Raw genomic sequence first — 26,079 nt, 5'->3', positions numbered from 1 at the left:
CAATTGAAGCAGCGTGTTCGAAGGAGAAGCCAAGGAACGTCGCGGCGATAGCAGTGGCAAAAATGCCAAACTGAGCAGCAGCGGCGAACAGCATAACCTTCGGATTACGGATTAGCGGTGCAAAGTCACACATAGCGCCGATGGCAACGAAGATAAGGACAGGAAACAGTTCATTAGCGATACCCAAGTTATACAAGGTAATCAAGAAGCCTTACCCTCCCATTAGATATATTGAAGTATACTGTTTTAGACTAGGAGCTGATAATCAGCCAAATTGTTTGGTTGCGTCAGTTTTATGACTGGCGCAACCCAAACATTAGAATACTTAGCCGACAACAACCATGATTTGGCCAGGTTTTACGTTTTCACCAGCGTTGACGTTGACTGATTTAACAGTACCAGCAACCGGGGAACCAATTTCGTTTTGCATCTTCATGGCTTCAAGCAACAGTAGAACGTCGCCTTTTTTCACAGTTTGACCGGCTTTGACGTTAACTTTGCTGACTTTGCCAGGCATTGGAGCGGTAACAGGAGTATCGCCAGCTTTCACTTCAGCAGGAGCAGCGGCAGCAACCGGAGCGGGTGCAGCGGCAGGAGCAGCTGTAACCGGAGAGGGAGCAACCGGAGCCACAGGTGCAGCTGCCGGAGCGGCAACTACAGCAACACCTTCCTCAGCAACCTCCACATTGTAGGAAACACCATTCACATTCACTTTAAACTTTCTCATTGTCATCTTCCTCCATTCAATCTCATGCAATTTTTTGATTTGCTAGGAGACCGTTGCAAAACCTCCATCTGCGTTGCACCCGCAAGGGGTATGCCGCCAACTCTACGGCGCTGAAGCACCAAGAATTGCGCAATCACGACTACGTTTGCTTGCTTGCGTACCTTTATGTACGCGGTGATGCTAACAAACTAGGTGGCCACAATTGCTGTTACGTCGCATAGGTAACAACGTAGCGCAAGCCTCGCTGTTCCTAGCAGCTGGAGCTTTTTCAACTAGTCTCGTGTTTTTTAAGGAAATCTGTTGCTTTTGCAACAGAGTCCTAGAGTACCTTAGAATGACTGTCGGCCGTCCATAATCTTCTGGCGACCGGAAGCAGCCCAAGCATTGCTGGCGCGCTTAATGCGTAAAGCACCAGCGCCGCCGCCTGCATGAACAACAACTGCGGCAATAGCGGCGATCAATTCGGCGTCGTCGCTCATTACCATGTTGATGCCCGCGCTGATAGCTGCAACAATTTCCGGCGTTAAGCCGGGAGCTTCAGCCTCTACAGAAGCTAGCGCTGCAGCAGCGGGAACGGCCTTCTTCTCTTTTTTCGGAGCCTCAGCCTTTTTTCCGCTACCGAACAGTGAATCAAACAAACCCATTATTCAATCCCCTTTCTCTGGGTTATAGCGGAATATTGCCATGTTTCTTGGCCGGGCGTGTTTCTCGCTTCGTAGCCAGCATGTTGAGAGCAGTGATGATGCGGGGACGTGTTTCCTGCGGCTCGATGACAATATCAACAAAACCGCGTTCAGCTGCTTTGTACGGGGTAGCGAAGTCTACCACATACTGGTCAGTTTTTGCTGTGGCGTCCGGATCATTTCGGAAGATGATATTAGCCGCGCCGGCAGGTCCCATAACCGCAATTTCGGCGGTCGGCCAAGCAAAAACCTGATCTGCTCCAAGGTGTTGGGAGCACATGGCGATATAAGCGCCACCGTAGGCTTTACGGGTGATGACAGTGATTTTCGGAACAGTTGCTTCCGAGTAAGCATACAGCATTTTCGCGCCATGACGGATAATGCCGGTGTGTTCTTGACCAACGCCTGGCAGGAAGCCAGGTACGTCAACCAGGTTGACGAGAGGAATGTTAAATGCATCGCAGAAGCGGATGAAACGAGCCGCTTTGTCAGATGCGTCAACATCCAGGCAGCCTGCCATAAACTTCGGTTGGTTGGCGATTATGCCGACTGTCTGACCGTCAAACCGGGCAAAGCAAGTGATGATGTTCTGGGCAAAATGCTCATGCACTTCATAGAATTCACCGTTGTCAACAATGCGCTCGATAACTTCTTTCATGTTGTACGGCATGTTGGGGTTATCTGGCATAATAGTAACGAGCTCCGGATCCATGCGATTCGGATCATCAGTAGACTCGAACACAGGAGCCTCTTCCATGTTATTTGAGGGCAGGAAGCTCAACAGGTGACGAATCTGCTGAATGCAATCGTCTTCATTCTCGGCTGCGAAGTGCGCTACACCGGAAACCGTGTTATGGGTCAGGGCGCCGCCGAGAGCTTCAGAGGTTACTTCTTCGGCAGTAACTGACTTGATAACCTGTGGACCGGTGATGAACATCTGGCTAGTGTTCTTTACCATATAGATGAAGTCGGTGATAGCAGGGGAATACACAGCACCGCCGGCGCATGGTCCCATGATGACGGAGATCTGTGGAATTACGCCTGAGGCCAGTGTGTTTTCAAAGAATATCTTGCCGAAGCCTGACAAAGCATCAACAGCTTCTTGGATACGAGCACCGCCGGAATCATTCAGTCCAATCACCGGTGCACCCATCTTCATTGCGAGTTTCTGAACCTTAACAATTTTGGCGGCATGCATTTCACCGAGTGAACCGCCTTCAACGGTAAAGTCCTGAGCGTATACATAGACCAGACGACCATCAATAGTGCCGTAGCCAGTAACTACGCCTTCTCCCGGAAGTTCTTTTTTCTCCATGCCGAAATTCGTGCAACGGTGAGAAACGAATTGATCGAGTTCAACAAATGTTCCCGAATCAAGCAATTTAGCAACCCGCTCGCGGGCAGTCATTTTCCCTTGAGCATGTTGCTTATCAATGCGTTTCTGGCCGCCGCCTGCTAGAATGACTTGTTGTTTCTTTCTGAGTGTTTCGCGTTTTTCCTTAACCGAAAACATGGTACACCTCCGAAATAGCGTTAGAAAATTCTTTGTCTTTGATTCTGCACTGTATAATCATAATAAGATATAAGGATGAGAAAACACTTGTCGCTATAAAATGACAAAAAACGAGCCTAAAAGGCCCGTTTTTTGTTCCCTAAAATTACTTATTTAACTATATTCCCATTGCTCTCTTAAATTCTTGGATGAAATGGCAACCGGTATGTACTATACCGAACGTCACGATGCCGTGTGGTACCATTTTAACGTTTAATATGTCGAAAAAGAGAAATACAAACAGCGACAGATGATCATAGAGTACGTCTTTTGGTACACTAAAGCAGAACTGGAGAGAGGGTCTTTCGCCCGTTTGAATAAGCGTAACTTCGCACATGCCTCCACAGGTTCAATTTGATAGCCGACGCAGCGGAAAAATTACCGCATTTGTCCACTATCATAGTTAAATTGCCACCCGATACCAAACTTATCTGTTACGAATCCGTAGCATTTGCTCCAGAAGGTTTCTTGAAGATCCATACCTACATTGCCGCCTTCTTTCAGCTTATTAAATAGAGATTTAATCTCATCAATGTTCGTGCTAACTATTGTAAGGCTTATGTTGTTTCCTGCAATAAAAGGCATACCAGGACAAACGTCAGAGAACATGACATTGCTTCCATTAATGCTAAGCCGTGTGTGCATTACTAAACTTTTTGCTTCCTCTGGAAGAGTAAACTCCGGGCTAGGTGGCACATCTCCAAAGGTCATAATTTGTGGTTTTTCTGTTCCAAAAACCTTTGCGTAAAACTCTACAGCTTCACGACAGTTCCCATTAAAATTAATATAAACCTCAACAGCCATTTGCTTCGCTCCTTCGTGTTAATTTCAATCATTCTCCGAGAATGGTTTACTTAGTATAGACGAAAGTAGGCGTAAGCATGACTTTCTCACACCAAAATTAGATCAAATCATGTTCCAACGAAGGGTACCCAGGTTAATTTTTACATTTAATTCTTTCCAGTTGTTATATAGACGAATCCGCCGCCAAATCGAGTGGTGTCCAGCCAACAACCTAAATCAAATGTAATTGAGCGGCCTCCGTCATAACAGGTAGCCATGTAACGACTCTCGCTTGCGTCATAAGACAAAGATACGAGCACAATCCAATGCCAACTCTCCAATGCTATCTCTCTACCTCTATGCAAGTTCAAAAATGCAATGGGACAATCCGAAGTAATACCATCCTCCAAAAACTTTACCACTTGTGAAAGAGATACCCTTTTAGACCGGGATGCAGTAACGCTTAGTCTGTGACATTGCCAACTCAGTCTAAACTCCCCCAAAAGTGCCTCAACACCCTTACAGAATTTCTCCGTACTGTTGAGTCCTAATAACCACCCAGGAGTAACATAGTTCCATACATTTTCAAGTACATTTGTTATAGCGGGAATGCTGTGAAATGTATACGGCAGGGGTTCCGCCTCTCGCCTATTCAGATACGAAAGCAACATGGCGGCGGCTGTTGGCCCGCAACCCCTTGTTCTCTGAAACGAGGTGGTATACCACCCCTGATTGTAACCGTATAGTATTTGGTTATCAGACTCAACCTGCAACCACTCTGGGCGCCTGATTTTCATACTTTAATTCACCCCTTTCGTAAATTAGTACACTAGTTCAGTTATCCTATAAATCCAAAAAGCAAGATCAAGCTCAACTCGCTTAACTAAAGTCTTCAGAGCACATACTACATTAGATATGACCATCGCCTACCAATTTTAATCATTTCTAAAAGGGGAAAACAATATGAAACCTAACACATGTTTACGATGGAGTCTTGTCCACATTGTAAGAGAGCTTTACTGTGGATGGAGGAGCTAAAACAGGAAACCCCAGAGTACAGAATTTAGTAGACTTCTTAACAATGAAGCCTCAACTCCTGCATTCCGCAAGGGTTGAGGCCGTTCTTCGCCGTTACCAGTGAATACAGTTCTGTTGTATTAAAGTTGCATTAAAACTGCATTTATACCTTTTTAACAAATTCAGATTTCAATTTCATAGCTCCAAAACCATCAATTTGGCAATCAATATCATGATCTCCATCAACCAAACGAATATTTTTTACTTTTGTACCTATTTTTATGACTGATGAACTTCCTTTTACTTTAAGGTCTTTGATTACTGTTACAGAATCACCGTTGTTTAAAGTATTCCCACTTGCATCTTTGATAATCTTTTTATCTTCACTACTATTGTCGGGTTGTAATTCTAAAGTCCACTCATGAGCACATTCCGGGCAAATAAAAAGACTTCCATCTTCGTAAGTGTATTCTGAATTACATTTTGGGCAATTTGGAAAATCAGACATGATTTCATTTTCTCCATTCATTATTGTTAATATAATATATTATCATAGTATTCACCTATTGACAAACCGGTCCTACAAGCTCTCATGATGATCATTTGGGGATAGTTGTCGCCAGCTGTCCTCACCCGATAACCATCGATGATCCTTTGTAGTAATCCAGCGTGGATGCTTGGGCCAAGCCCACCTACCAGTCCGACTTTTTTCATTATAAGTACCAGCAAATATTAGCTTGCTCTAAAAGGCCTTTGTCCAAAACTAACAGTTATGCAGAAATACCCATATCCTGTTGTAGGTTATGGGTATTTCTCTTGCTTATTTCTGCCACAAATTTGTCCGTATCACCTATAATGGCGAATTACTTTGTTATTCTATTTTCTCTATTGTCATATTTTTGTCAAACTATTGTTATATAGTACTATTAAATCCACATTGAGGAGATGACTTTTATGAGAAAACTATCCTTCTTAGTAGTACTCACCTGCTTCCTTGTCACCTTTTCCGGAACAGCTTTTGCTTGGAGTGATCGTTCCGAAGACCGTCCCTATCTAGCTCATTTCGGTGCCCCTAGCCTGTCTATATGGCATGATCGGAATGACGAGTTCCATGTAAAATCAACGAACTTGCGCGGCCAGCATATATTTACTGGTGTGATTCAAACCGATGGACGTTTCTACGATATTGACGAAAAAAACATGGAAAATGGTGATTTCGTTAGACTAGATCGTGACCGTAACTCCATCCGTTTCCGTTTAACAGGTCGCGGATTTGACGAATTTAACTTCAAAGTAAGAAGGGGAGATACCCTAAAATTTGATCTCAATAAAGACGGCCGTGACATGCCAAGAAAGCAAATATTCATTGGCAAAGATGGCTGGCATCCTGGAGATAACAGGTTTACCTTAAGATAATAACAGATACGTAGCGGGCGTTTGAAACGTCCGCTTTTTTTATTACTAGGCGCCAGCATACTGCTTATAGTGGCAACACATAACCCAATCGGAATACCGTACTCTTCCGTACCTAGGCTAAAACAATACCACAATATTATCATTTTGCGCTTGCAAGATAGTTGTCAACCTCGCGTAGCAGTTCCTCTATTTCTTCTAGTGTCAACTCAATGTCTATCATATCTCGTTCTCTCACTTCAGACACCTCCATCACCTTGGATTGTGCAAAGTGTTCACGTTCGTCACCCAATGCCTTAACTTGGGCCACGACAGCCTAAATCTCTTGTTGGTTTCGGCAAGATTCTCTTTTTCAAGTATCAGTGATTTACGGTTAAAGTCAATGCAATTGTTTCTATGATTAGTTCCATTCTTTTGGCATGCTACATTTTCTGTAATAGGGCGTTTAGCAATACACTTGTTACAACCAACAACACATCGTGTCTCGTTAGTGAGTAAACCTCTGCGTTCAAGATATCGCCCCTTTTGTAACGAATGTTGACTTTGTTGTATTTTTGCTTTCGCCCGAAGCTAACTTATATCCTGCAACTCAATGCGACTTTAACAATACTGTAACAATACTTTAACCAATAGCTAACAAGCTAATATAGACTTAAAGCAAATAGGGTTACCTGCCTATCGTTGTGGTACGATAGATCGAAAATTGCGCGTCAAGATAAGGTAGCATCCGTCCCAGCAGCACAAAAAAGCAAGACCTCAACCCTCGCATTCCTCAAGGATTGAGGCCAGATCCGACAGTGCAATAATAAGGGCAATGACACAAATAGCGTTTAGGAAGCATCAGACGATTCCGTTGCTTTCCAAACGCTACTGTACTCTTCTGGTTCTTTCACCAAACGAGCAAGACTGGGTTGTTATGTATATAACGCAGCACATGACCCCTCCGCGGGTAGTGAGATTACAATGCTTCCAAGGGCGTGATTACTTATCGCCTCTACCGCGGCAGCTTTCTAGATTATGCACATGAACATGCTGGCCAACTTTTATATTTTGCGTAGCAAGCCCAATTACTTCACCGTATTTGACAATACGATCACCTTCACCAATCTCCCGGATGGCAAACTTATGCCCAAATGGAATTGCCTCGCTCACTTGAATAGATACTGTCTCTTCACCGACCTTAAGATCTACGCCTGTATTCGGCGCTATGGGTTCCACCACTGTGGCAACATTATCGTTCGCCTTCATCACAATGGCCCGAAATTTAGCCATCATTATCAAGCCACCTCTCCGTTCGTTCTTTAAATCGTCGGTCCTATCCGCCGGATTGCAAAATCATTAAACCCTAATATTTCCGCTTTTGTCGGGTTTCCCGAGGCGACTTCCAATAGTTCGTCAAATATCCGTTTACCTACTTGCTCAACACTTTCCAAGCCGCTAATAATTGTTCCGGCATTGACATCGATATTGTCATTCATGCTTTCAAACAACGCAGTATTGCTAGCCACTTTAATCGTGGGAGCAACCGGCGAACCGCAACAAGTACCGCGTCCAGTAGTAAAGACCACTAAATGGCACCCTCCAGCAACCATTCCTGTAAGTTGCTCAATATCATGTCCTGGAGTATCCATCCAGACCAAGCCTTTCATATTCACAGGTGAAGCATAATCAATCACAGCCTGCAGAGGCCTCGTACCAGCCTTATGGATACAACCAAGCGATTTTTCTTCAATGGATGAAAGTCCGCCCTCGATATTTCCAGGACTTGGTTGGCTGCCACGCATATCAACACCCATTTTTCTAACCTCTGTTTCACAGGAGTTTATCAGTTCGAAACATCGAGCAGCGACTTGAGCATTAACCGCCCTTCCAGCGATAATGTGCTCAGCGCCGATAATCTCAGTTGTTTCAGCCAATATAACAGTCCCACCAGCATCAATGAGTAGATCGCTTGCAACTCCCAACGCCGGATTCGCTGAAATACCGGAGCAAGCATCCGAACCACCGCATTCTGTGCCAAGTATTAGATCCGAAGCATCGATCGAAACACGCTTGGAAAGCGATGCATCGTTTACCATTTGCTTTGCCAAACTAACGCCTTGGGCAATCGCGTTCACTGATCCGCCAGCGTCCTGTATAATAACAGTCTCCACTGCTTTATAGGGGCAGTGTTTTTTGATGTTGGCAGCTATATCCTGAGCCCGAATGGTTTCACATCCTAGTCCAACAACAATCACACCGAATACATTGGGATGAGCGCCGTGGCCGACCAGTACTTGGGCAGTTAAATCAGCATCTGCTCCCAGTTGGCCGCATCCATGTTGATGTTCTATCCAATTTGTTCCAATCACTGATTGTGAAATTCCTCGTGCTACCCGGTTTGCACAAGTAACGCTTGGCAAAATCAATACATGATTACGAACCCCGACTTTTCCATCAGGCCGTCTATACCCTTGGAACTTCATCATGTCACCTCTTCCTCTCTCATAGGATACCTTCTACTTCGTCCCCTTTACGACCGGCAGCATGTCAGGAGCATGGGTTAATACAGTAACCTTGGCATCGCAGCCTTTTTCTACAAACGCTTTTTCCAATGCCTTATCGATAGACACGCATGGTGTAAAACCTAATTTCATAGCATCTTCGTCACAAATGCCGTCCGACACCAGATAGACTGATGCATGTTCCTTAACCCTAGCCCATCCAATAACCGCAGATGCTGCTACTTCATCCTGGATTTCTTTTCTGCTGATCATATTCTCTATAGCAGCAATTGACTTATTAGTTATCTCTAAAGCATCTGCATGCATTACGGCTACGCCTTCAGGGCAAGGAGTTGCGAGTATAATAATTCCTCCCGTTTTAACAGCCAAATCAGCAGGGTACAATGCTTTGTGCGCCTGCCAGAATTCCAAATCACACGGATAAGAGCCGGCCACCACGATATCCGCTTTCTCAGGGATCTCGACGGAATATACTTTTTCAGCTAGATCTACGCCAGCATTAAAGGCTTCTACTGTATCACCGTAAAAAACCCCCACAGCTCCCCCATGCCGATTCAGCACTGTGTTAACGATCGTATGCAAGCCAACAGCTTTAGCAATGCTATTCAGTTCATTACGCACCGGGTTTTCACGAAGTCCCAGGTTCAAGCGAGGTGACCGAAAGCTCAAAAGATGGGTTCCGGCGGTTGTCTGCTCACCTGAAATGCCTGGCTGAACGATCTTAGCTCCACCAGCAAATCCAGGAACAATGTGAGGCACTATACTGCCAATGCCAATCTTAAAATCTGCTTGAACTACTTCTTTATTAACTAAAATTCTGGTACCATTCGAAGTTTCCCCTAAATCCTCCAGCAGATCAAAATTCTTATAATCATGGTTTTTAATCGTTACCCGGCGAACTACTTCTTCACCAAACTTTAAAAGGATTTCATCTTGTGTCATGAAACGATGCGTACCTAGAGCAATAATGACAGTAATTTGCTCATCTTTAACCCCAGCATCGTTTAACTCATCTAATAGTATTGGAATAATCTTGTCTGTAGGTGTCAATCTTGTGTTATCATCTGCTACCAATACCACTTTTTGAGCTCCTTGGGCAAGCTCCTTTACAGTTTTAGTGCCAATCGGATGGTTGACAGCTCGGACTACTTCCCTGCGAACATCAGGCACTGCTTCAAAATCTTTTGGCGAATACACACCAACAATATTTTTCTTCGGCACGCGGAACTCTTTAGTGTCATTTCCATAGGGGATTTTAATAGTTTCCATGCTTATTACTCCTTAAGAAGTGACCACAGTAGACTGTTATGTACTACTGTGGTCACAATTTCAGTGTCTATCCACTTTTTCTTACCAGCTTGGGAGAATGGTGCCTTTGAAATGATCGAGAACAAATTGTTTAATAGGCTCTGATTGATAAATCTTTGCGAATTTTTGATAAGTAGGATTATCCTTATCTTCCGCTCTGACCACGATCAGGTTAGCATAAGGAGAGTTGCCGTCTTCCACTAAGAGTGCGTCTTTGGCAGGAACAAGGCCGGCAGGAAGTGCATAGTTTGTGTTAATAGCGACGAGATCCACGTCATCCAAGGATCGAGGGGTCTGGGCAGCTTCAATTTCAATGATTTTGAAGTTCTTCGGATTTTCCGCTATATCAAGGACAGTAGCATGCACGCCTACGCCCGGCTTGAGCTTAATAACTCCGGCTTTTTCTAGCAGCAGTAAAGCACGGCCGCCGTTAGTAGGATCATTAGGAATAGCGATAGTTGCTTTCGGCTTCAAGTCAGCGATGGCTTTTACCTTCTTGGAGTATATGCCCATGGGAAGGATGATTGATTTACCGGTAGCGACAAATTTATACTGTCTGTCAGCCATGGCTCTTTCAAGGAATGGCTTGTGCTGGTACACGTTAATATCGAGATCCTTCTGTGCCAATGCCACATTAGGCTGAATGTAATCGTTAAATTCAACGATTTCGACCTTAAGGCCCTGTTTTTCCGCTTCGGCCTTAACCTTTTCCATTACTTGCGCATGGGGGCCGGCAGTAGTTCCGACCTTGATACTGGTTTTAGCGCCGCCCTTGTCAGCTGCTTTGTCAGCTGCTTTTTCAGAACTGCCGCAGCCGACCGCTAGGAGTAGAAAAAGAGTTGTCATAAGAAGTGCAATTGCTTTTGTGAACTTGTTCATGAAATAACCTCCTAAAAATGATAAAATTGAATACCTTTCACCACTGATGTAAAATCTACTTTCTCAATATATCGACTAGCGAGTGGCCTGGAGGTCCCAGAGTGTATGCATCCACTTTGACACCTTAACCTTTGCCCGGAGCAATAAAAAGCCCCTCTCGATGAGAGGGGTAAAACACGCATTGTGTTCCCTCTCATCTTCCAGGATTTCTCCTGCTGGATTTAGCACCTCTGCATTTCTGCCGGTTGCCGGGTGTCATCGGGCCAGTCCCTCGACCACTCTTGATAAGAGTCAATATTCGATTGCTAATATAATATCAGCTTCAAATGTCGTTGTCAATATGTTTAGGCTGGCAATTACCGTCAGTCTACTTTTGGGCTAAGCCTAACGACATCGTCACCACGAAACTTTTCACGATGCAACCCAATCTTTGCAGACGTCGACCCACATCAACCCTTGCGCATATTGATATAATTCATCGCTTGTTAGCTCTATAGCCGAATTACTACTACCGCAGGCTGGAAAAACAGTATCAAACCGCTTTATTGAAACGTCAACATATGTCTTCACCTTAGAAGTCTTGATGGCAAAAGGACAAACACCGCCTACTGCATGACCGGTGAATTCAAGAACCTCATCTGGGGTTAACATCTTTGCTTTGATTCCAAATTGATCCTTAAACTTTCTATTATCCACTTTTGCATCGCCGGCGGTCACAACTAGAATGCATCCATTTTCATTCTTAAAGGAAAGTGTCTTTGCAATGCGAGCCGCAATAACCTGCAACGCCTGTGCTGCAAGCTCTACCGTTGCACTTGAGACTTCAAACTCCATAACATCATTTGCTCTACCTTGCTGTGCAAAATAATCTTTTACAGCTTCAATTGCCATTTTTATTACTCTCCTTGAACCCCACGAGCAAACGAAAAAGGTTTCCTGCGGGTCTTCTTTATTTCTCGAACGGCTCGAAGCAATGAATATCACTCAAGCCGCCGGCGTAGCGCTTTCGGCAATCTTTCTTTTTCCTAATAGTAATTGCCATCCTGGCTTGCAGTCAAACAAAAGTACGCGATCCAAAGCTCAACTTTATTGGTATCGTCTTATACCTTCTCAATATGTAGACGCTACTTCTTATATAATCCTTGGAAAAATAAACGTGATAGCTTCTTCCTCCGGAATAGGCTGACTAAAAACATATCCTTGAATGTGATCACAGCCAATCTTCAGTAGCAGCTCAAGCTGATTTTCAGTTTCCACTCCTTCAGCAACGATGACCAAACCCAAAGTATGTCCCAAATTAATAATGGATCCCACCAGTTGCAACTGTTCTCTTCCATCGGTAATCTTGTCCATAAAGGATTTATCAATCTTCAATGTCCCTACCGGCAAGCTCATTAAGTATGTTAACGAGGAGTATCCTGTACCAAAATCATCTAAGGCAAGCGTCACTCCCATATGTCGCAACTCTTCCAGTTTAATAGCACTATCTTCCATCGATTCGATCAATGCACTCTCTGTAATCTCAAATTCGATTTGTCCCGGTTTTATACCCGCCTTCTTAATCGTGTCACAAACAGTGTCTACAAAGTCATCCGCTATCAGCTGACGCGGTGATATATTAACCGCAATATGAACATTCTCTTTTTCCATATCAGCCAATCGCCGCGCAAACCGGCAAGCTTCTTGAAGTACCCATTTCCCAATCGGCAAGATTAGTCCGCTTTGCTCAGCTAAGGGGATAAATCGGTCTGGCGACACCAAACCAAATTCAGCGCTATTCCAGCGGAGCAGCGCCTCAAATCCGACAATATCACCCGTCATCGTAAACTGCGGCTGATAATGTAAGAACAATTCCTCACGCTCTAAAGCACGACGCAAACCGTTTGTTAGCATCATCTTTTCATAAGTATCTTGCAACATGAATGCTTCATAAAAATGCCAGCAGTTTCTGCCCGCTTGCTTGGCGGCATACATCGCACTATCGGCTTTCTTCAAGAGATCCTCGCCTCTATCACCATCTTCAGGATAGATGACAACGCCAATACTTGCTGACATTTGAAAGTGTTCATCAGAGACTTCATACTCTCGGCAGAGTTCCTGAATTGCTTGTTCGGCGATTTGGCTTGCTCTCTCCCTGGTGGCTTCTCCAGACAGAACAACGACAAATTCATCTCCTCCAATACGAGCCACCAACGCCTGTTCACCGACAGCATTAATAATATGCTTGCCAGCTTCGATAATAACTTTATCGCCAAAGGTATGCCCAAAATTGTCGTTGACCGATTTGAGGTCATCCATATCGATAAACAAGAGAATCCCGCTTGCTTGACCGCAACGCGCCTTAGCCATTTCTTCTTCAAGCAGTAAGTTTAAACGTGCCCTATTGGGCAGTCCAGTTAGTGCATCATGAAAGGCTAAATTCTCCAAGCTCTCCTGATGCTGTCGCAATTCAGAAACCATCTGATTAAAATTCATCGCCAATACACCAATTTCATTAGAAGAAGTACTATCAAGGCGTACTGCCAAATTGCCTTCTTTAATTTGGTTAGTGGCATTAACCATTTCGACTAACGGGTTGGTTAATCGACGAGAAAACCAAAATGTCAGTAATGCCGAGAGCACTAGTACCCCCAGCCCGACAAAAACGATCTTGATAGTCACATCTTCCATGAACGCTAGCGCGGTACTTTTCTTTTGCACCACAATCAAACTCCAAGGGTCAGATGCTCCAGGTAGGGGAATGGATCTGTATGCGCAGATATTTTTCTCTCCGTTTAGTTCTGTATATTCTCCTACCCCTATCTCGCCTGCCATAACCTTAGCGACGATAGCCTGCAAAGAAGAATCGATCTTAAAATCAATTTCCCGAGTGATCTCATTACCCTTTTCATCTTTCAACATATAGCCATTCTTATCTTGTAATAACACACTTTTTTTCATTGTGCTATAGTTGTAAAGTTCAGCAACCTGATTTCTGTCAGGATGAGCAACGACTACCCCCTGTCCATCTAAAAGATAGGCATAGCTGCCCTCCCCAGAGCTGAATCGTTCCACCATCTGCTGCAATGTGCCTGTTTCAATATCGGCCATGAGCAAGCCGCTTAGCGTGCCATCAGTGTATATTCCATGCAGAATAGTCGTGATGGGAGAATCAGACGCTACCGAATAATAGGTTTTGCTGATAAATGGCTGTTTTTCGGCCATGAACTTTTTGAACCACCAACGGTTTGCTCGATTGGCCAACTCGCCACTAGTTCGAGCTGTTTGGTCCCCGTTAAGTTTATGCAAAATCAGCAGCTGAAAAAACGGAAATCGTTTTGTAGTATCGATTAAGATTGTGCGTTGTTTTTCGGGAGCAAGATTATGGATATCCGGATACTCCGCTACAAGCTCGTTAACGGAATAAGCGTTCCCCATAAACTGAACAATATTAGCTGCTAAGTTCTCGGCCATAGCTGCATTATTATAGTGCATTTTCTTTTCATAATCGGAGGAAACCAGGAAATAACTAATCATCAAAACCGAGGCAAGCGTAAGAATGATCAAAAAACAAATAATCGCGGTCAGTTGATGACGAATCAAACCGAACATGATGTTCCTCTTTCCATTTTCCGTTTATGACTTATATAAATAAAATAGCCATCACTCTGAATGTAAGTTATGGCTATTTTCTATTTTCAAACTGACAATCCCTGCTAAAATTCAACATAACGGGATACGGCTCTCTTTAATGGGTCTTACGTCGAATACGAAATACGAGTAGAAATAACGCTTGATAAGGCATTTAGATAAAAATATCGCCGTAGCAGTTGCGTATCACTACGAAAATCAACTGTCTGACGGCGATTTCCCAATTTATCGAAGCAGTAACTCACTACTCATAACTAACATACCGTTTTATATAAAACGGAATTGGTGCATCCATGCCATCAGGATACACTGTGGGTACTCATCCTGTACATTTTCCATCGGACGAATTTCCGTAAGTAAGTCATATTTCCGGGTGCGCTCGGCCAGAAGCAGCATTCCGTCTACACGCCATAAATCTGCAGAAAGTACTGCGCCTTCCATGGTCAGATATTCAATGCCTTCTACAAACGATACCCTATCGGCCGTCAAACTATCGCGGAATGCCTGAACATCTTCTGAATTCCAGTCTTCCAACCAGGGTTGTGCACTATTAATCCGTACAAAATCCTCCATGCTCAAATTTTGCTTAAAACGCCATTTTATGGCATAGGTTTTAAGGTAATCCTCAAAATCACTATTCTGCATAGGAATCTGCTCATAACTCTCACAAAATTGCTTCCACGTAACAGTACACGGTTTAGCCTGTCTGCGTATCATGTCATCATGTTTGATTATCATCGTAATACACCCACTTTTCTGCTAGCAGATTTGCTGCTACTGTTATTTTCTTCTTATCAAATGCTATTTCCTTTTAAGCAGTAAACAAAAATTCGGCATTGACTGTTAATACCGCCGCCAAGACTCGCTTAATAAATCGCTTTTCACACCCTATGCTGTTATACATAAAATGCAATAAAAAAGCATCCCGAAAGATGCTTTAGCTATTAGCTATTAAAACAATTAATTAAGTTTGATCTTCATTTCATAATAATCTTCAAAGTTATCTAGAATACCATTCAGCGCATTTTCAACATTCGCAAGGGTTACGGTAAGAGGGTTATTTTTGTTACCCAAATGAAGTTCGAACCCAAACAGTTGTCTACCATCAACATTATAGGCTCTATTATTACCAATGTTAATATTTGAAATGACCTTATTCTGAAACAATCTATGAGCTATTTCTTTATACAATTCCATATTTGTATTAACAGGCTCTTTTGTATCAATTTCCACTGAAAATATTTTGAACGTTGTATCACATGAAGTACACATTTTCAACACTTCCTCATATATTTTTGTTAAGAACACAAGAACGAAGTTCCTATTGTTTAGTATAACCTTTATAGTTTAACATTATTGATAATCATTTTCAATGTCATGTGTAAATCTTATACAATTTTATTTATTCAGCGAGTGCTTCCGCACTTCGCTGAGATTCTCCTCAATATTCTGCTACACCGCTCAGCGGCACTACATGCTATTTAGCAAAGCTACCTTGCTTAAACACCGTTATTTCTTCTCCGCTAGCGGTAATACCAATAATTTCAAGGTCTTGCGTACCAATCATAAAGTCTTCATGAACAAGCGAGTCGTTAACGCCAAACTCTTCCATTTCTTGTTTAGTCATGGTTTCGCCGCCCTTAATGCAGACGGGGTAGGCTTTACCTATTGCCAGGTGACAGGAGGCATTTTCATCAAACAAGGTGTTATAGAACAGAATATTTGCATTTGATATCGGTGAATCGAACGGCACCAGCGCTACTTCGCCAAGATAGCATGAGCCCTCATCCGTTTCAACGAGTTTCTTGAGTACTTCATAGCCTTTTTCGGCCTGGAAATCTACAATTTTACCAGCTTTAAAAGTTATTGAAAACTTATCAATTAAGTTGCCATTATAGTTTAAGGGTTTAGAGCTAAATACCGTACCGTTAATGCCTGTCTTTTTCGGCAAAGTAAATACCTCTTCGGTCGGCATGTTAGCGATAAACTCTATACCCTCAGGCGTATATTCTGAACCACCAAGCCAAATATGGTTTTCCGGAAGTTCAATCTCTAAATTTGTCCCAAGCGAGTTACTATAACGTAAGAACTTAAAGCGTGAAGAATTGAGAAAATCCATATGTTGTTTTAGCTTGCTTTTATGTTCTTCCCAGGCAGAAACAGGATCAACCGCATCAACCCTGACCGTTCTAAATATTGCCTCCCACAGCTTGGCAATGGCAGCCTGCTCATCTACATCCGGAAATACCTTTTTCGCCCATGCCTTGGTTGGTATAGAAACAACACACCAAACATTTTTGTTGCTCATAAGCCGTTCGCGGTATTCCTTCAACGCTGTGTTGCTGGCTTTTTGCGCCTTGCTTACTCGCTCCGGCTGCACATCCTTAAGCAATTCAGGGTCAGATGCTGCTATACTGACAAAAGCTGCCCCCTGCCGGACATGAGTCATATAAAACTCTTTTTCCCAATCAGGGAACTCATTAAAAACTGCTTCAGGCGCCTTAAGATATCTTAGCTTAGAAAATAATTCATCTTTCCATTTCATCACAACATCGCGTGCCCCGCTTGTAAAAGCCTGCTCGGCTATCATCCTGGCAAAAGCGGCACACTCAATCGGGGAGGTAATAACCAGTGTCTGGCCTTGCTGCAAATTCACCCCTGTATTTACTATCAGGCGGGCATACTTTTCGAGTAAAAGCTCATTATTCATTAAAAAGCTCCTTTCGTAATCGATACTGTTTGATCTATTATATATTTTCTCCGCTACTCTTAGTAGGATTCCTGCCTGTTAATTACTCCCACGTGCCAACAAGCAGGTGTCCCCGAAAGGGTGACGCCTATTTTTCGCAGTTACCAATGATATGGTTCTCCGTATCATCTCTAACGGCCAATTTTGTTTTTCTTGACAAGAGAAAGATAAGGTATAATAAATTCCGCAAATTGAATTAAGGGAAAAAGAGGACAAGTTTGCAGTCCAAAGGTAAAATGAAGTCACCACACACCATTTACCGAAAGGAGCACTGCAAACTTGTCCAAGAAAATTATACAGTTGAATGAGGTAATCATCAAGATATTAGCTAAAGCACTCATAGTATCTCTTCTATTTATTACGGTGCATCATTTGTGCAAAATTACCAGGCTGGGATAGCCGATCCTTTGAAATGCTCCTGTATGTATTGTTTTACTTCCTCCGACTGATAAGCTTTAATTAGCTTTTGAAAGACCGGTTTATCTTTATCCTTCATACGGACAACTAGCAGATTGGCAAAGGGAGAATTACCGTCTTCAATAAGAAGAGAATCCTTTGTTGGCACCAATCCGGCCACTATCGCATAGTTGGTATTGATGGCAGCAATATCGACATCCTCTAAAGATCGTGGAATTTGAGCGGCATCCAGTTCTTTAATTTTAATTCCCTTTGGGTTGCTAGTTATGTCAGTCAGCGTTGCTTTAATACCGACTCCTGGTTTCAATGTAATGAGACCGCCCTTTTCCAGAAGCGCGAGTGCTCTCCCGGCATTAGTAGGATCGTTAGGAATAGCGACAAGAGTTCCTGACCGGACCTCGTTAATATTCTTAACCTTATTCGAATAAATTCCCATTGGAAAAATAGCGGTTTTAGCTATGGAGACCAATTCGTATTTGCGGTCTTTAATTTGATTATCTAGCCATGGTTGATGTTGGTAGCTATTTGCATCAATTTCCCCTTGATTTAAGGAAATATTCGGCGTCATATAATCACTAAATTCGATTATCTGGATTCTCAAACCATCTTTTTCGGCGATTTTCTTGACTACTTCCATAATTTCCGCATGTGGTCCAGCAGTAACCCCTACCTTGATGGCAGTTTGCTCAACCGGTTTAGTCGCATTACTACTGCAGCCAGACAACAAAAGAAAGGCTAGGGTCAACAATAAAAAGTGTGTGATCATTTTATAATTCTTAGTCATTTTTTCCCCTCCGTTTTATATTATGTAATTTTAATTACACTTTTCTATGCATAAGTTTGTCATGCTTGGTCTAAGTAATCGAAGGCCAGCTGTGCAAAAACGGCAGACCCATACGCAAGAGCGCTTTCGTCAATATCAAAATGAGGATTATGTAACAATCTAGTTGCTCCCTCAGCCGGCTTGCCAACACCTAACCACAGTAAAGCGCCAGGCACCTGTTCTTGAAATTCCGAAAAATCTTCTGTCACCATGACTGGCATCGGGGCAACAATCTTGTTGTTATGTATAACCGCCTGCAGAGATTTCTGGCAGAAGGACACCAGATCTACAGGATTAATGACTGCCGGGTATCCCTTTTCAAACCGCACTGTTGCTTCAGTTTCCCAAGTTTTCGCAACTTGCTCCACAATCTCTTTTATCCGATTGCGTAATTTAGCTCGCAACTCCGGATCGATAGTCCGCAAGATACCTGTCATCTCCACACATTCAGGAATGATGTTGGAGGCCGACCCTCCGGCAATAGTGCCGAACGAAATAACTGCTGCTGCAAGAGGATCTATTTGCCGAGAAATTATCGTCTGTAATGCCTGAATAATCGCAGCCGCGACTATGATCGGGTCTCGAGTCTGCTGAGGCAGTGCGCCATGTCCTCCCTTGCCGGTAATTGTTATGAAAAGTGGGTCATTAGCAGCCATAACCGGCCCAGACTTCAATCCAATCGTTCCGGTCGGCAGTTCAGGCTGACTGTGCAATGCGAAAATTGCGCCAACCTCGGGATACGTGAGCACTCCCCGTTTGATCATTTGGCTTGCACCGCCGCCAATCTCCTCAGCGGGCTGGAAGATAAACTTTATGGTCCCTTTGATTAAATGCTTTTGCTTAACCAAGATCGCCGCTGCCCCTAGAGCGCAGGCAACATGAGCATCATGACCGCAAGCATGCATGACTCCAGTGTTTTTAGATCGATAGCAAATATCATTTTTTTCATCAATAGGCAATGCGTCAATATCTGCCCGCAAGGCAACCGTTGCTCCTTGTTGATCGCCTTGCAGAATGGCAACCAAACCGGTTTCCCCTTCCCATGTAACCACTTCGAGTCCAAGCTGATGCAAAAACTCAGCGATCGTTTGCGTCGTCTTTACTTCCTGCCAACTGAGCTCGGGAAACATGTGTAATTGACGTCGAATAGCAATAAGCGAAGGCAACAATACTTGAGCCTGTTGCAAAAAATCCATTTATATTTCCACCACCTCCACCATGTCTGCGACATTCTGGTGCCGCACTTCAATCAAAGAGCTAATGCCTGCTCCAGATCAGCAATCAAGTCCTCAACATTTTCCAAACCTACGGAAAAACGCAGCAAATTATTCGGAGTAGTACTCTCTGGCCCTTCGATAGAAGATCGATGTTCGATTAGGCTTTCTACTCCACCAAGACTGGTAGCCCTGGCTATGATTTTCACTCGACCGGTTACTGCAAGAGCGCTTTTCTGGTCGCCCAGCACTTGGAAAGACAGCATCCCTCCGAACATGCTCATCTGTTGCCGTGCAATTTTATAACCGGGATGTCCGGGCAATCCTGGATAATAAACACGCTCTACTCGGGGATGTTGATTCAGAAATTCAGCAATTTTCAAGGCGTTCTCTGAGTGGTTGCGAATCCTGCAAGGTAGTGTCTGTAGACCTCGCGATACCAGCCAACAATCAAACGGCGATGGCACTGCCCCACCAATTTGCTGTATGAGCCTCAGTCTTTGAAAGAAAGTATCATCTGTTTTGCCGACTACCGCCCCGCCAAGCACATCACTATGCCCACCAAAATACTTAGTAGTAGAATGAATGACAAGATCGGCTCCAAGTTCGAGGGGGCGCTGCAATATCGGTGTAGCCCAAGTATTGTCGCATACGCAATGAGCGCCTACCGAATGAGCAATACCAGAAATCGCTTTAATATCTGTAATCTTCAAAGTCGGATTAGACGGTGTTTCCAAAAAAACCAACTTGGTATTTCCCCTGACAGCTTGAGCGACTTCTGACTCCACTGTTGTATCCACGAAAGATGCCTCTAGATTCCAGGGACCGAAAATTTCTTTTAATATTTTGGTGGTGCCATGATAGAGGTCCTGCGATGCGATAACATGATCTCCGGCCGACAATGACTGAAACAGCGACATGATCGCGGCAAGTCCGGAAGAAAAGGTCGCTGCCACAGTGCCACCCTCTAGCCCGGCAATGGCTTTCTCCAAGCTTTGTCGATTGGGGTTGCTTAACCGGCTGTAAACATGGCCTCGAGGATATGTACCATCAGCATCTCGCTCGTAAGTAGTTGTCAGATAAATGGGTGGAGCGATGGCTCCTGTACCGGGATCAATCTCGTGCCCTAGATGAATGGCTCGTGTTTCAATTTTCATAATCAATCTCCTTATCTCGTTAGCAATCAGACACCGCCCTATTAAGGTCAGGGGGTCAACGGCTTAACACGTAGCTTATATCGATATAAGATCTTTAGAATAGTCTGTCTCCATTAGAGCCATGTTTACGAAGGTGCACCCATCGTTTGTACCGGGGATCATCCGGATTTCGGCAAATAGCCTCCTTTTCTTCCAAATAGACTTTGATGTCTTTGGAATTAAATATTTCACGATCTTCACCAACCGGGCATACCTTGATACAGATACCGCATGGATAGCGGTGCTCTTTTCGTAATTGGGCATGATGCTTAGCACAAGCCTTTTTATTCATTTTGGCAATAATTTGATCGTCGCGTGTTATAAATGCCTGGGAGGGACACAATTTTTGACACACACAGCACTTTATGCACAATTCTTTTTTTATAACCAGATCAGGTTCCAGCTCTAAATTCGTAAAAACAGAGACATATCGAACACGAGGCCCATACTTCTTGTTAAGCAATACATGGCTGTAGCCAATAGTACCGAGACCAGCATACTTTCCTGCAAAAACATGACTAAATGCCGCAAAAGGCTTTCGTACTAGAATTTCAATATCACCGTAAGCATCTCGCGGCAGAAAGATGGACCCATGACCGTTTTCCGTTAAATAAACTGCAAGCCGATAGGCTATCTGGTCAAGAAGAACATTGCTTGTATCATACAGTTCCACATAGTTGATTGATGGCGTTGACTCTAAGATCGGCAGCAGAACAGGTACCCCTAAAACGATAACTGATTTGGTTTCCGGCCAAATGGATGCCGGACGATAAGGGTCCTCCACCTCGTCATATTCGTCCCAACGCGATGCTGGGGTAATCCCTACCAAGGTAGCACCCAGTCCTCGTGCATATTCTACGATCTGTGTTTTTGTAATCTCCATGTTAAAATCTCCTTACCTTCCTATTTTGAATCCCAGTATACGGATCATAGCCTAAGAAGAGATGTGCTTCATCTCCCAAACAATAAAAAAGGCTAGGGTAGAATGTTGCTCTACCCTAGCCTTCAGTCTTCTGATCGACTAGTAAATATATATTCTTTTCATAGAAAGAGTAATTACTCTTTCTATAAGGTACTTATAAAATTAAATGTAGTTTAGCATATCATCTAAATGATCGTCAACGACTTTTTAACTGAGGCTGTATGTTGTGAGATGGTTTTTTCCACGGTTCTTCCACTACAGCGCGATATTGTTTTCCGCTCGCAGCTTGAGTTATCACTGTAATGATCGCTGCTAAAGTAAGTCTTCGCTCCTAAACCCTTTTCCCCTATTAGTTTTTTTGCTTTGTGAGTTTTTCAAGTCAAAAAACCGATGTAGGTTATATATATATCCATCCCATTTCCATCATCGGCAATATCGTGTTGTGAAGCAGGGCAGCTACCTCCTAAGCCCTGGAGCACACAAAAAAGAAAGGCCTCAACTCCCGCATTACACAAGAGTTGAGGCCAGTTTGCACCGTGACCAATGATACGGTTCTCCGTATCGGGTCAAACGGCGAATTTTTAAGTTCGGACAGATCAAATCCCAAAGCTGCGTATTGCTAGCATGGTGGCCATACCGCCCCCCATGGTCACCAGGGGAGGTTGACGAAAATAGGCCAAAAGCGCTGCTATTGTGCCGGCAATAAGATAGCTATTACCTGTTGAAAATTCAATGTAACCGTGTGGCGCGAAGAGTGTCGGAGCAATTAGAGCAGTAAGTATCGCCGTTGGTACATGCTTCAAAAATCGTTTAAGACGGGGGGAGATGCCTGCACCTCCCAAAATCGCAGGGCTAGTAAAACGCGTAAAGAAAGTAGCAACAGCCATAGCAACAATAGTGATAACAACTTCAGTTCTCATCATTTTCAGACCCCTCCAAAATCCCGCCAGCCACAGCCGCGCTCAAGCAGGCAATAATGATATACCACTTTCCAGGGATAGCAACCGCCGCGATTATGCTAACCCCGGCTGCAACCAGACATACCAGTATGTTAAGTTTGTCAGTAAGACGCGGAATTAATAAGGCCAAAAAGGTTGCCGGCATGGCAAAATCAAGCCCCCACGAGAGTGGATCACTGATGCGGCTACCGAGAAGTATTCCGCCAGCTGTTGACAATGCCCAAGTAACATAGCCAGTCACATTACTTCCCAGCTGGTAGGCGGCACTATAGCCAATTGCTTGTGCACGGCTAATCGTTACCGCATAGGTTTCGTCAGCCATACCAAATGTGAGGAGAGCTTTCTGAGGCAATGATAACCCATTCATATAGGGAGCAAGAGACATCCCCATTAACAGATGACGAAGATTGATCAGCAAAGCGGTTAGAGCAATCATTGCCATCCCAGCCCCTTCCGCAAACATGGGTAGGCTGATAAACTGGGCTGCCCCAGCAAAGACCAACAGCGACATTAATAGCGTCTCTCCGGGAGTAAGTCCGATGGATTGAGCTACGATGCCATAAGCAAGCCCAAACGGAAACACCCCCACCATGATGGGAAGGGTGTCTTTAATTCCTTCGAAGAATTCTTTTGTTTTCATTGATTTTCCCTCCGTCCAGCTTGCTTTAAGTATGGATAAATTTATCGTGTTTTCATTATCATAGTCGGCAGGAATACAATTGTAAATATCCAATATATCAATAAAAGAATACCAATTGCTCTTTTCTAAGGAGAATAAGATAAATGGATATTACCAAAATGCTAAGTGGTGTTCGGATTGACCCAAAAGCGTCAGCACCCATCTATTTGCAAATCGCTAATAGCTTAGCAGCCAAAATTAAAGAGTGTACACTTCCAGTTGGCACCAAATTACTGCCGGAACGCGAACTCGCCAGCCTGCTTGAGGTAAGTCGCACAACGATAATCAATGCCTATCGGTTATTGGAAGAACGCGGGTTAGTATCAACACGGATCGGTAGCGGAACCTATGTGGCAAATTTGAACGTCACTGATCAGCAAGCCAACGATATGCCATGGGAACAGTTGTTTAGCCCCCACTATAAATCGCCATTATCTTCTTTACTTCGCTCGTTGGTCGCTACCCCAACGGCTGATGAAACGATTTCTTTTGCCGCAGGCATGCCAGACCCAGCCCTTTATGACCTTAAAATTATTGAAAAAGCCCTTGTTGATGGCAACCACGGCTTAGATGCAGCGGACTTCGGCTACATACCGATCGAAGGATATCCACCGTTCAGACGCTCCTTGGCAACCTGGCAAAACTCCCAAGGAATTCACGCCGCCCCTGATAATATTCTTATTGTGTCCGGCTCACAGCAAGGACTCTATCTCATTGTTAAGGCCTTCGTAGAGCCGAGAGATTATGTTATCGTGGAGTCACCTACATATCTTGGAGCCATTCAGGTGCTAGAAGCCGCCGGAGCCCGCGTTTTATGCCTGCCCCAGTCTAGCAGCCTTGATTTAGGAGCGCTTGAGGACTATCTAATACGCTATCGTCCTAAGCTCTTTTATACGATCCCCACCTTCCAAAATCCCACAGGGCAGGTCATGCCTCTTCACCATCGTCAGGAGTTAATCCGCCTTGCCGCTCGCTACCGCCTCGCCATTGTGGAAGATGACCCATATAGTCAGCTATATTACGGACAACAGCCTCCACCTTCGCTCAAGAGTCTTGACACCTATGGCGGAGTAATTTATCTGGGGACATTCTCCAAAATCCTTTTCCCCGGGCTGCGAACCGGCTGGGTAACTGCCGCGCCTCAAGTCATTAATCGATTGGCTCAGGAAAAACAGTATGTTGATCTCCACAGCAATAACCTTTCCCAAATAATTCTTCATACTTGCCTAGCGGATCATTACCTAGCAGATCATCTATCGTTTGTCCGAAGAGAATATAAAAAACGTCGCGATACACTTGCGGGAGCTATCCGGCAATACTGTAGCACCCATTTGGATTTTGAATTGCCAGAAGGCGGCTTCTATCTTTGGTGCAACGTTCGTCCCCCCGCATCTCCAGTTGAACTCCTTCGCCGTTCCGCTGCTGCAGGCGTCACTTTTGTACCTGGCGAAGCATTCTATCTTAACAATACCGAAAGTCACCATATCCGACTCTGCTTTGCGACACTCGGCGAGGATCGCTTAAACGAAGGTATTCGACGACTAGCAAAAATTTTCAAGTCAGGTACTGCTAACGCTACATTTCCCTCAGGAACAGCTGGCCGCCCCCTCATTTAGTGATGCGTTTTCCTTTGCCTTGTTAAATTAACTATTTGTAATAATCCTATAACTTTTTTATAATTACCCGTATGAAAAAAACTACATTAAGAAACACAGGGACAGGGGCGTTGTTTTAGCAAAAGCCTAAAACATAAACCCTATCCCTGTGTTTCTGCGCAGGTAACAAAAGAACCGTCTTATTATTTCTTCTAGATATGCTTCTCCCTAGCGATAATAATTATAATCATATTTAATTTCGAGATCATCAATTTCGTTTTCGAGAAGTTTCCTTTCAATGATCTCTTTTTTTTGATTGTTATCCATAATATTGACCGTATTCATAACACCGTCAACGATTTTACGGAAGAGGCTAATAGGAAAACCAACAGCAAGCTCCTGATCACTCCATCCGGCTTTATGCCGTGTACCAATACAAAGCAAGGAAACATTAATATCATTGCTTAAATAGGGATAAGCCGTCGACTCAGAGCAGATCGCTTGGTTGCCAGTCATTTTAAACGCCGACTGTATTCCGCTGTAATAAGAATATCCCTGTACAATTCTCATGATGTTATAGGGGTGGGAAACTATAATCACAACATCTGGCTCGCTATCATAATCTTCCAATGGCTTGACCATGATGCCGAAGGCTTGATGGTCACAGTAACTCATTCCATCTCGAGCCCGCTTCGCGGTGGGCATGTCGTGATACAGCCCAAGTTTTTTTCCGTTTTGACCTGATCTATGGTAAGCATCAATCTCTTTTAGCCCCAAGGCCCTGGCTCCGGCCAGACAAGCAAGATTATTCCCGTCCGCTTTCAATGCCTTGCCTTGCGTCGCCAAGCGAACCATGACGCAATAATTGATCGGAACCGTCACTGGCTTCGCATCGGCGAAATGATAATCCTCCTTCGTATGGAGAAACTTAATCCCAACAGCCTTTCTCTCTAAATCCAAAGCGCAGTTCAGCCTGATGATGCGTTCTCTAAACGCTTCCCTATTCAAGATACTCACCTCAGCTCTCAA

General features: G+C 44.0%; 25 protein-coding genes, 1 pseudogene and 1 riboswitch. Of the genes and pseudogenes, 2 read left to right on the top strand and 24 right to left on the bottom strand.

All coding sequences use genetic code 11. The features are described from left to right. The 7 genes and pseudogenes from AXX12_RS18615 to AXX12_RS19530 all read right to left on the bottom strand — a co-directional run. Positions 1 to 211 (bottom strand): annotated as a pseudogene (locus tag AXX12_RS18615) (sodium ion-translocating decarboxylase subunit beta); the annotation flags it as partial. A gap of 114 nt (positions 212 to 325) precedes the next feature. After that, on the bottom strand, positions 326 to 727 hold the full coding sequence (locus tag AXX12_RS18610; protein WP_066245959.1) for a biotin/lipoyl-containing protein: 402 nt from the start codon (positions 725 to 727) through the stop codon (positions 326 to 328). Positions 728 to 1,056: 329 nt separating this feature from the next. Continuing rightward, positions 1,057 to 1,371: a hypothetical protein gene (locus AXX12_RS18605; RefSeq protein WP_066245957.1), complete on the bottom strand. Its 315-nt coding sequence runs from the start codon at positions 1,369 to 1,371 to the stop codon at positions 1,057 to 1,059. Between the two features lie 22 nt (positions 1,372 to 1,393). Further along, positions 1,394 to 2,923, bottom strand: coding sequence for a methylmalonyl-CoA decarboxylase subunit alpha (gene mmdA / locus AXX12_RS18600; RefSeq protein WP_066245956.1), 1,530 nt, complete (start codon positions 2,921 to 2,923; stop codon positions 1,394 to 1,396). 417 nt (positions 2,924 to 3,340) lie between these two features. Beyond that, positions 3,341 to 3,766 (bottom strand): VOC family protein, encoded by a 426-nt coding sequence (locus AXX12_RS18590; RefSeq protein WP_066245952.1) that lies wholly within the window; start codon positions 3,764 to 3,766, stop codon positions 3,341 to 3,343. A gap of 1,159 nt (positions 3,767 to 4,925) precedes the next feature. Next, positions 4,926 to 5,270, bottom strand: coding sequence for a zinc ribbon domain-containing protein YjdM (locus tag AXX12_RS18580; protein ID WP_066245948.1), 345 nt, complete (start codon positions 5,268 to 5,270; stop codon positions 4,926 to 4,928). A gap of 26 nt (positions 5,271 to 5,296) precedes the next feature. Continuing rightward, on the bottom strand, positions 5,297 to 5,476 hold the full coding sequence (locus tag AXX12_RS19530) for a hypothetical protein (protein WP_156478722.1): 180 nt from the start codon (positions 5,474 to 5,476) through the stop codon (positions 5,297 to 5,299). Between the two features lie 240 nt (positions 5,477 to 5,716). On the opposite strand from AXX12_RS19530, the gene AXX12_RS18575 reads away from it, so the two are divergent. Continuing rightward, positions 5,717 to 6,178, top strand: coding sequence for a hypothetical protein (locus AXX12_RS18575; RefSeq protein ID WP_066245947.1), 462 nt, complete (start codon positions 5,717 to 5,719; stop codon positions 6,176 to 6,178). Positions 6,179 to 6,317: 139 nt separating this feature from the next. On the opposite strand, the gene AXX12_RS19525 is transcribed toward AXX12_RS18575, so the two are convergent. The 16 genes from AXX12_RS19525 to AXX12_RS18500 all read right to left on the bottom strand — a co-directional run bounded on the left by AXX12_RS19525 (position 6,318) and on the right by AXX12_RS18500 (position 23,416). Beyond that, positions 6,318 to 6,485, bottom strand: coding sequence for a hypothetical protein (locus tag AXX12_RS19525; RefSeq protein ID WP_156478721.1), 168 nt, complete (start codon positions 6,483 to 6,485; stop codon positions 6,318 to 6,320). Between the two features lie 671 nt (positions 6,486 to 7,156). Then, positions 7,157 to 7,447, bottom strand: coding sequence for a UxaA family hydrolase (locus AXX12_RS18570; protein WP_066245979.1), 291 nt, complete (start codon positions 7,445 to 7,447; stop codon positions 7,157 to 7,159). A gap of 29 nt (positions 7,448 to 7,476) precedes the next feature. Beyond that, positions 7,477 to 8,640, bottom strand: coding sequence for a UxaA family hydrolase (locus tag AXX12_RS18565; RefSeq protein ID WP_066245945.1), 1,164 nt, complete (start codon positions 8,638 to 8,640; stop codon positions 7,477 to 7,479). A 33-nt stretch (positions 8,641 to 8,673) separates the two neighbouring features. Then, on the bottom strand, positions 8,674 to 9,948 hold the full coding sequence (locus AXX12_RS18560; RefSeq protein WP_066245943.1) for a nickel-dependent lactate racemase family protein: 1,275 nt from the start codon (positions 9,946 to 9,948) through the stop codon (positions 8,674 to 8,676). 81 nt (positions 9,949 to 10,029) lie between these two features. Continuing rightward, positions 10,030 to 10,866 carry a MetQ/NlpA family ABC transporter substrate-binding protein gene (locus AXX12_RS18555; RefSeq protein ID WP_066245942.1) on the bottom strand — a complete coding sequence of 279 codons (837 nt, stop codon included), beginning with the start codon at positions 10,864 to 10,866 and terminating at the stop codon, positions 10,030 to 10,032. Between the two features lie 190 nt (positions 10,867 to 11,056). Next, a riboswitch (SAM riboswitch) is annotated at positions 11,057 to 11,157 on the bottom strand. A gap of 120 nt (positions 11,158 to 11,277) precedes the next feature. After that, positions 11,278 to 11,757: a YbaK/EbsC family protein gene (locus AXX12_RS18550; RefSeq protein WP_066245940.1), complete on the bottom strand. Its 480-nt coding sequence runs from the start codon at positions 11,755 to 11,757 to the stop codon at positions 11,278 to 11,280. A 240-nt stretch (positions 11,758 to 11,997) separates the two neighbouring features. Continuing rightward, entirely contained in the window at positions 11,998 to 14,457 is a 2,460-nt protein-coding gene (locus AXX12_RS18545) for a bifunctional diguanylate cyclase/phosphodiesterase (protein WP_066245939.1), read from the bottom strand. A gap of 306 nt (positions 14,458 to 14,763) precedes the next feature. Next, positions 14,764 to 15,234, bottom strand: coding sequence for a hypothetical protein (locus AXX12_RS18540; protein ID WP_066245938.1), 471 nt, complete (start codon positions 15,232 to 15,234; stop codon positions 14,764 to 14,766). 222 nt (positions 15,235 to 15,456) lie between these two features. Beyond that, positions 15,457 to 15,729, bottom strand: coding sequence for a hypothetical protein (locus AXX12_RS18535; RefSeq protein ID WP_231881955.1), 273 nt, complete (start codon positions 15,727 to 15,729; stop codon positions 15,457 to 15,459). A 244-nt stretch (positions 15,730 to 15,973) separates the two neighbouring features. Next, entirely contained in the window at positions 15,974 to 17,206 is a 1,233-nt protein-coding gene (locus AXX12_RS18530; protein ID WP_066245934.1) for an aminopeptidase, read from the bottom strand. 421 nt (positions 17,207 to 17,627) lie between these two features. Then, positions 17,628 to 18,446 carry a MetQ/NlpA family ABC transporter substrate-binding protein gene (locus tag AXX12_RS18525; protein WP_066245932.1) on the bottom strand — a complete coding sequence of 273 codons (819 nt, stop codon included), beginning with the start codon at positions 18,444 to 18,446 and terminating at the stop codon, positions 17,628 to 17,630. A 59-nt stretch (positions 18,447 to 18,505) separates the two neighbouring features. Continuing rightward, positions 18,506 to 19,681 (bottom strand): M20 metallopeptidase family protein, encoded by a 1,176-nt coding sequence (locus tag AXX12_RS18520; RefSeq protein WP_066245931.1) that lies wholly within the window; start codon positions 19,679 to 19,681, stop codon positions 18,506 to 18,508. Positions 19,682 to 19,734: 53 nt separating this feature from the next. Next, positions 19,735 to 20,856, bottom strand: coding sequence for a trans-sulfuration enzyme family protein (locus AXX12_RS18515; protein ID WP_066245929.1), 1,122 nt, complete (start codon positions 20,854 to 20,856; stop codon positions 19,735 to 19,737). 94 nt (positions 20,857 to 20,950) lie between these two features. Continuing rightward, on the bottom strand, positions 20,951 to 21,778 hold the full coding sequence (locus AXX12_RS18510) for an epoxyqueuosine reductase (protein ID WP_066245927.1): 828 nt from the start codon (positions 21,776 to 21,778) through the stop codon (positions 20,951 to 20,953). Positions 21,779 to 22,413: 635 nt separating this feature from the next. Continuing rightward, positions 22,414 to 22,740 carry an AzlD domain-containing protein gene (locus AXX12_RS18505; protein WP_231881954.1) on the bottom strand — a complete coding sequence of 109 codons (327 nt, stop codon included), beginning with the start codon at positions 22,738 to 22,740 and terminating at the stop codon, positions 22,414 to 22,416. Then, positions 22,727 to 23,416 (bottom strand): AzlC family ABC transporter permease, encoded by a 690-nt coding sequence (locus tag AXX12_RS18500; RefSeq protein WP_066245925.1) that lies wholly within the window; start codon positions 23,414 to 23,416, stop codon positions 22,727 to 22,729. The genes AXX12_RS18505 and AXX12_RS18500 overlap by 14 nt, the downstream gene beginning before the upstream one ends. A gap of 143 nt (positions 23,417 to 23,559) precedes the next feature. On the opposite strand from AXX12_RS18500, the gene pdxR reads away from it, so the two are divergent. Further along, positions 23,560 to 25,071, top strand: a complete 1,512-nt coding sequence (gene pdxR / locus AXX12_RS18495) for a MocR-like pyridoxine biosynthesis transcription factor PdxR (RefSeq protein WP_066245924.1) — start codon at positions 23,560 to 23,562, stop codon at positions 25,069 to 25,071. Between the two features lie 207 nt (positions 25,072 to 25,278). On the opposite strand, the gene AXX12_RS18490 is transcribed toward pdxR, so the two are convergent. Beyond that, positions 25,279 to 26,067, bottom strand: a complete 789-nt coding sequence (locus AXX12_RS18490; protein WP_197470789.1) for a DUF169 domain-containing protein — start codon at positions 26,065 to 26,067, stop codon at positions 25,279 to 25,281. Positions 26,068 to 26,079 lie beyond the last annotated feature (12 nt).

It is taken from the genome of Anaerosporomusa subterranea, assembly GCF_001611555.1.
GTDB classification, from domain to species: Bacteria; Bacillota; Negativicutes; order Sporomusales; family Acetonemataceae; genus Anaerosporomusa; species Anaerosporomusa subterranea.
Note: the sequence above shows the minus strand (reverse complement) of the source record. Positions and strands in the feature narration are given on the sequence as shown.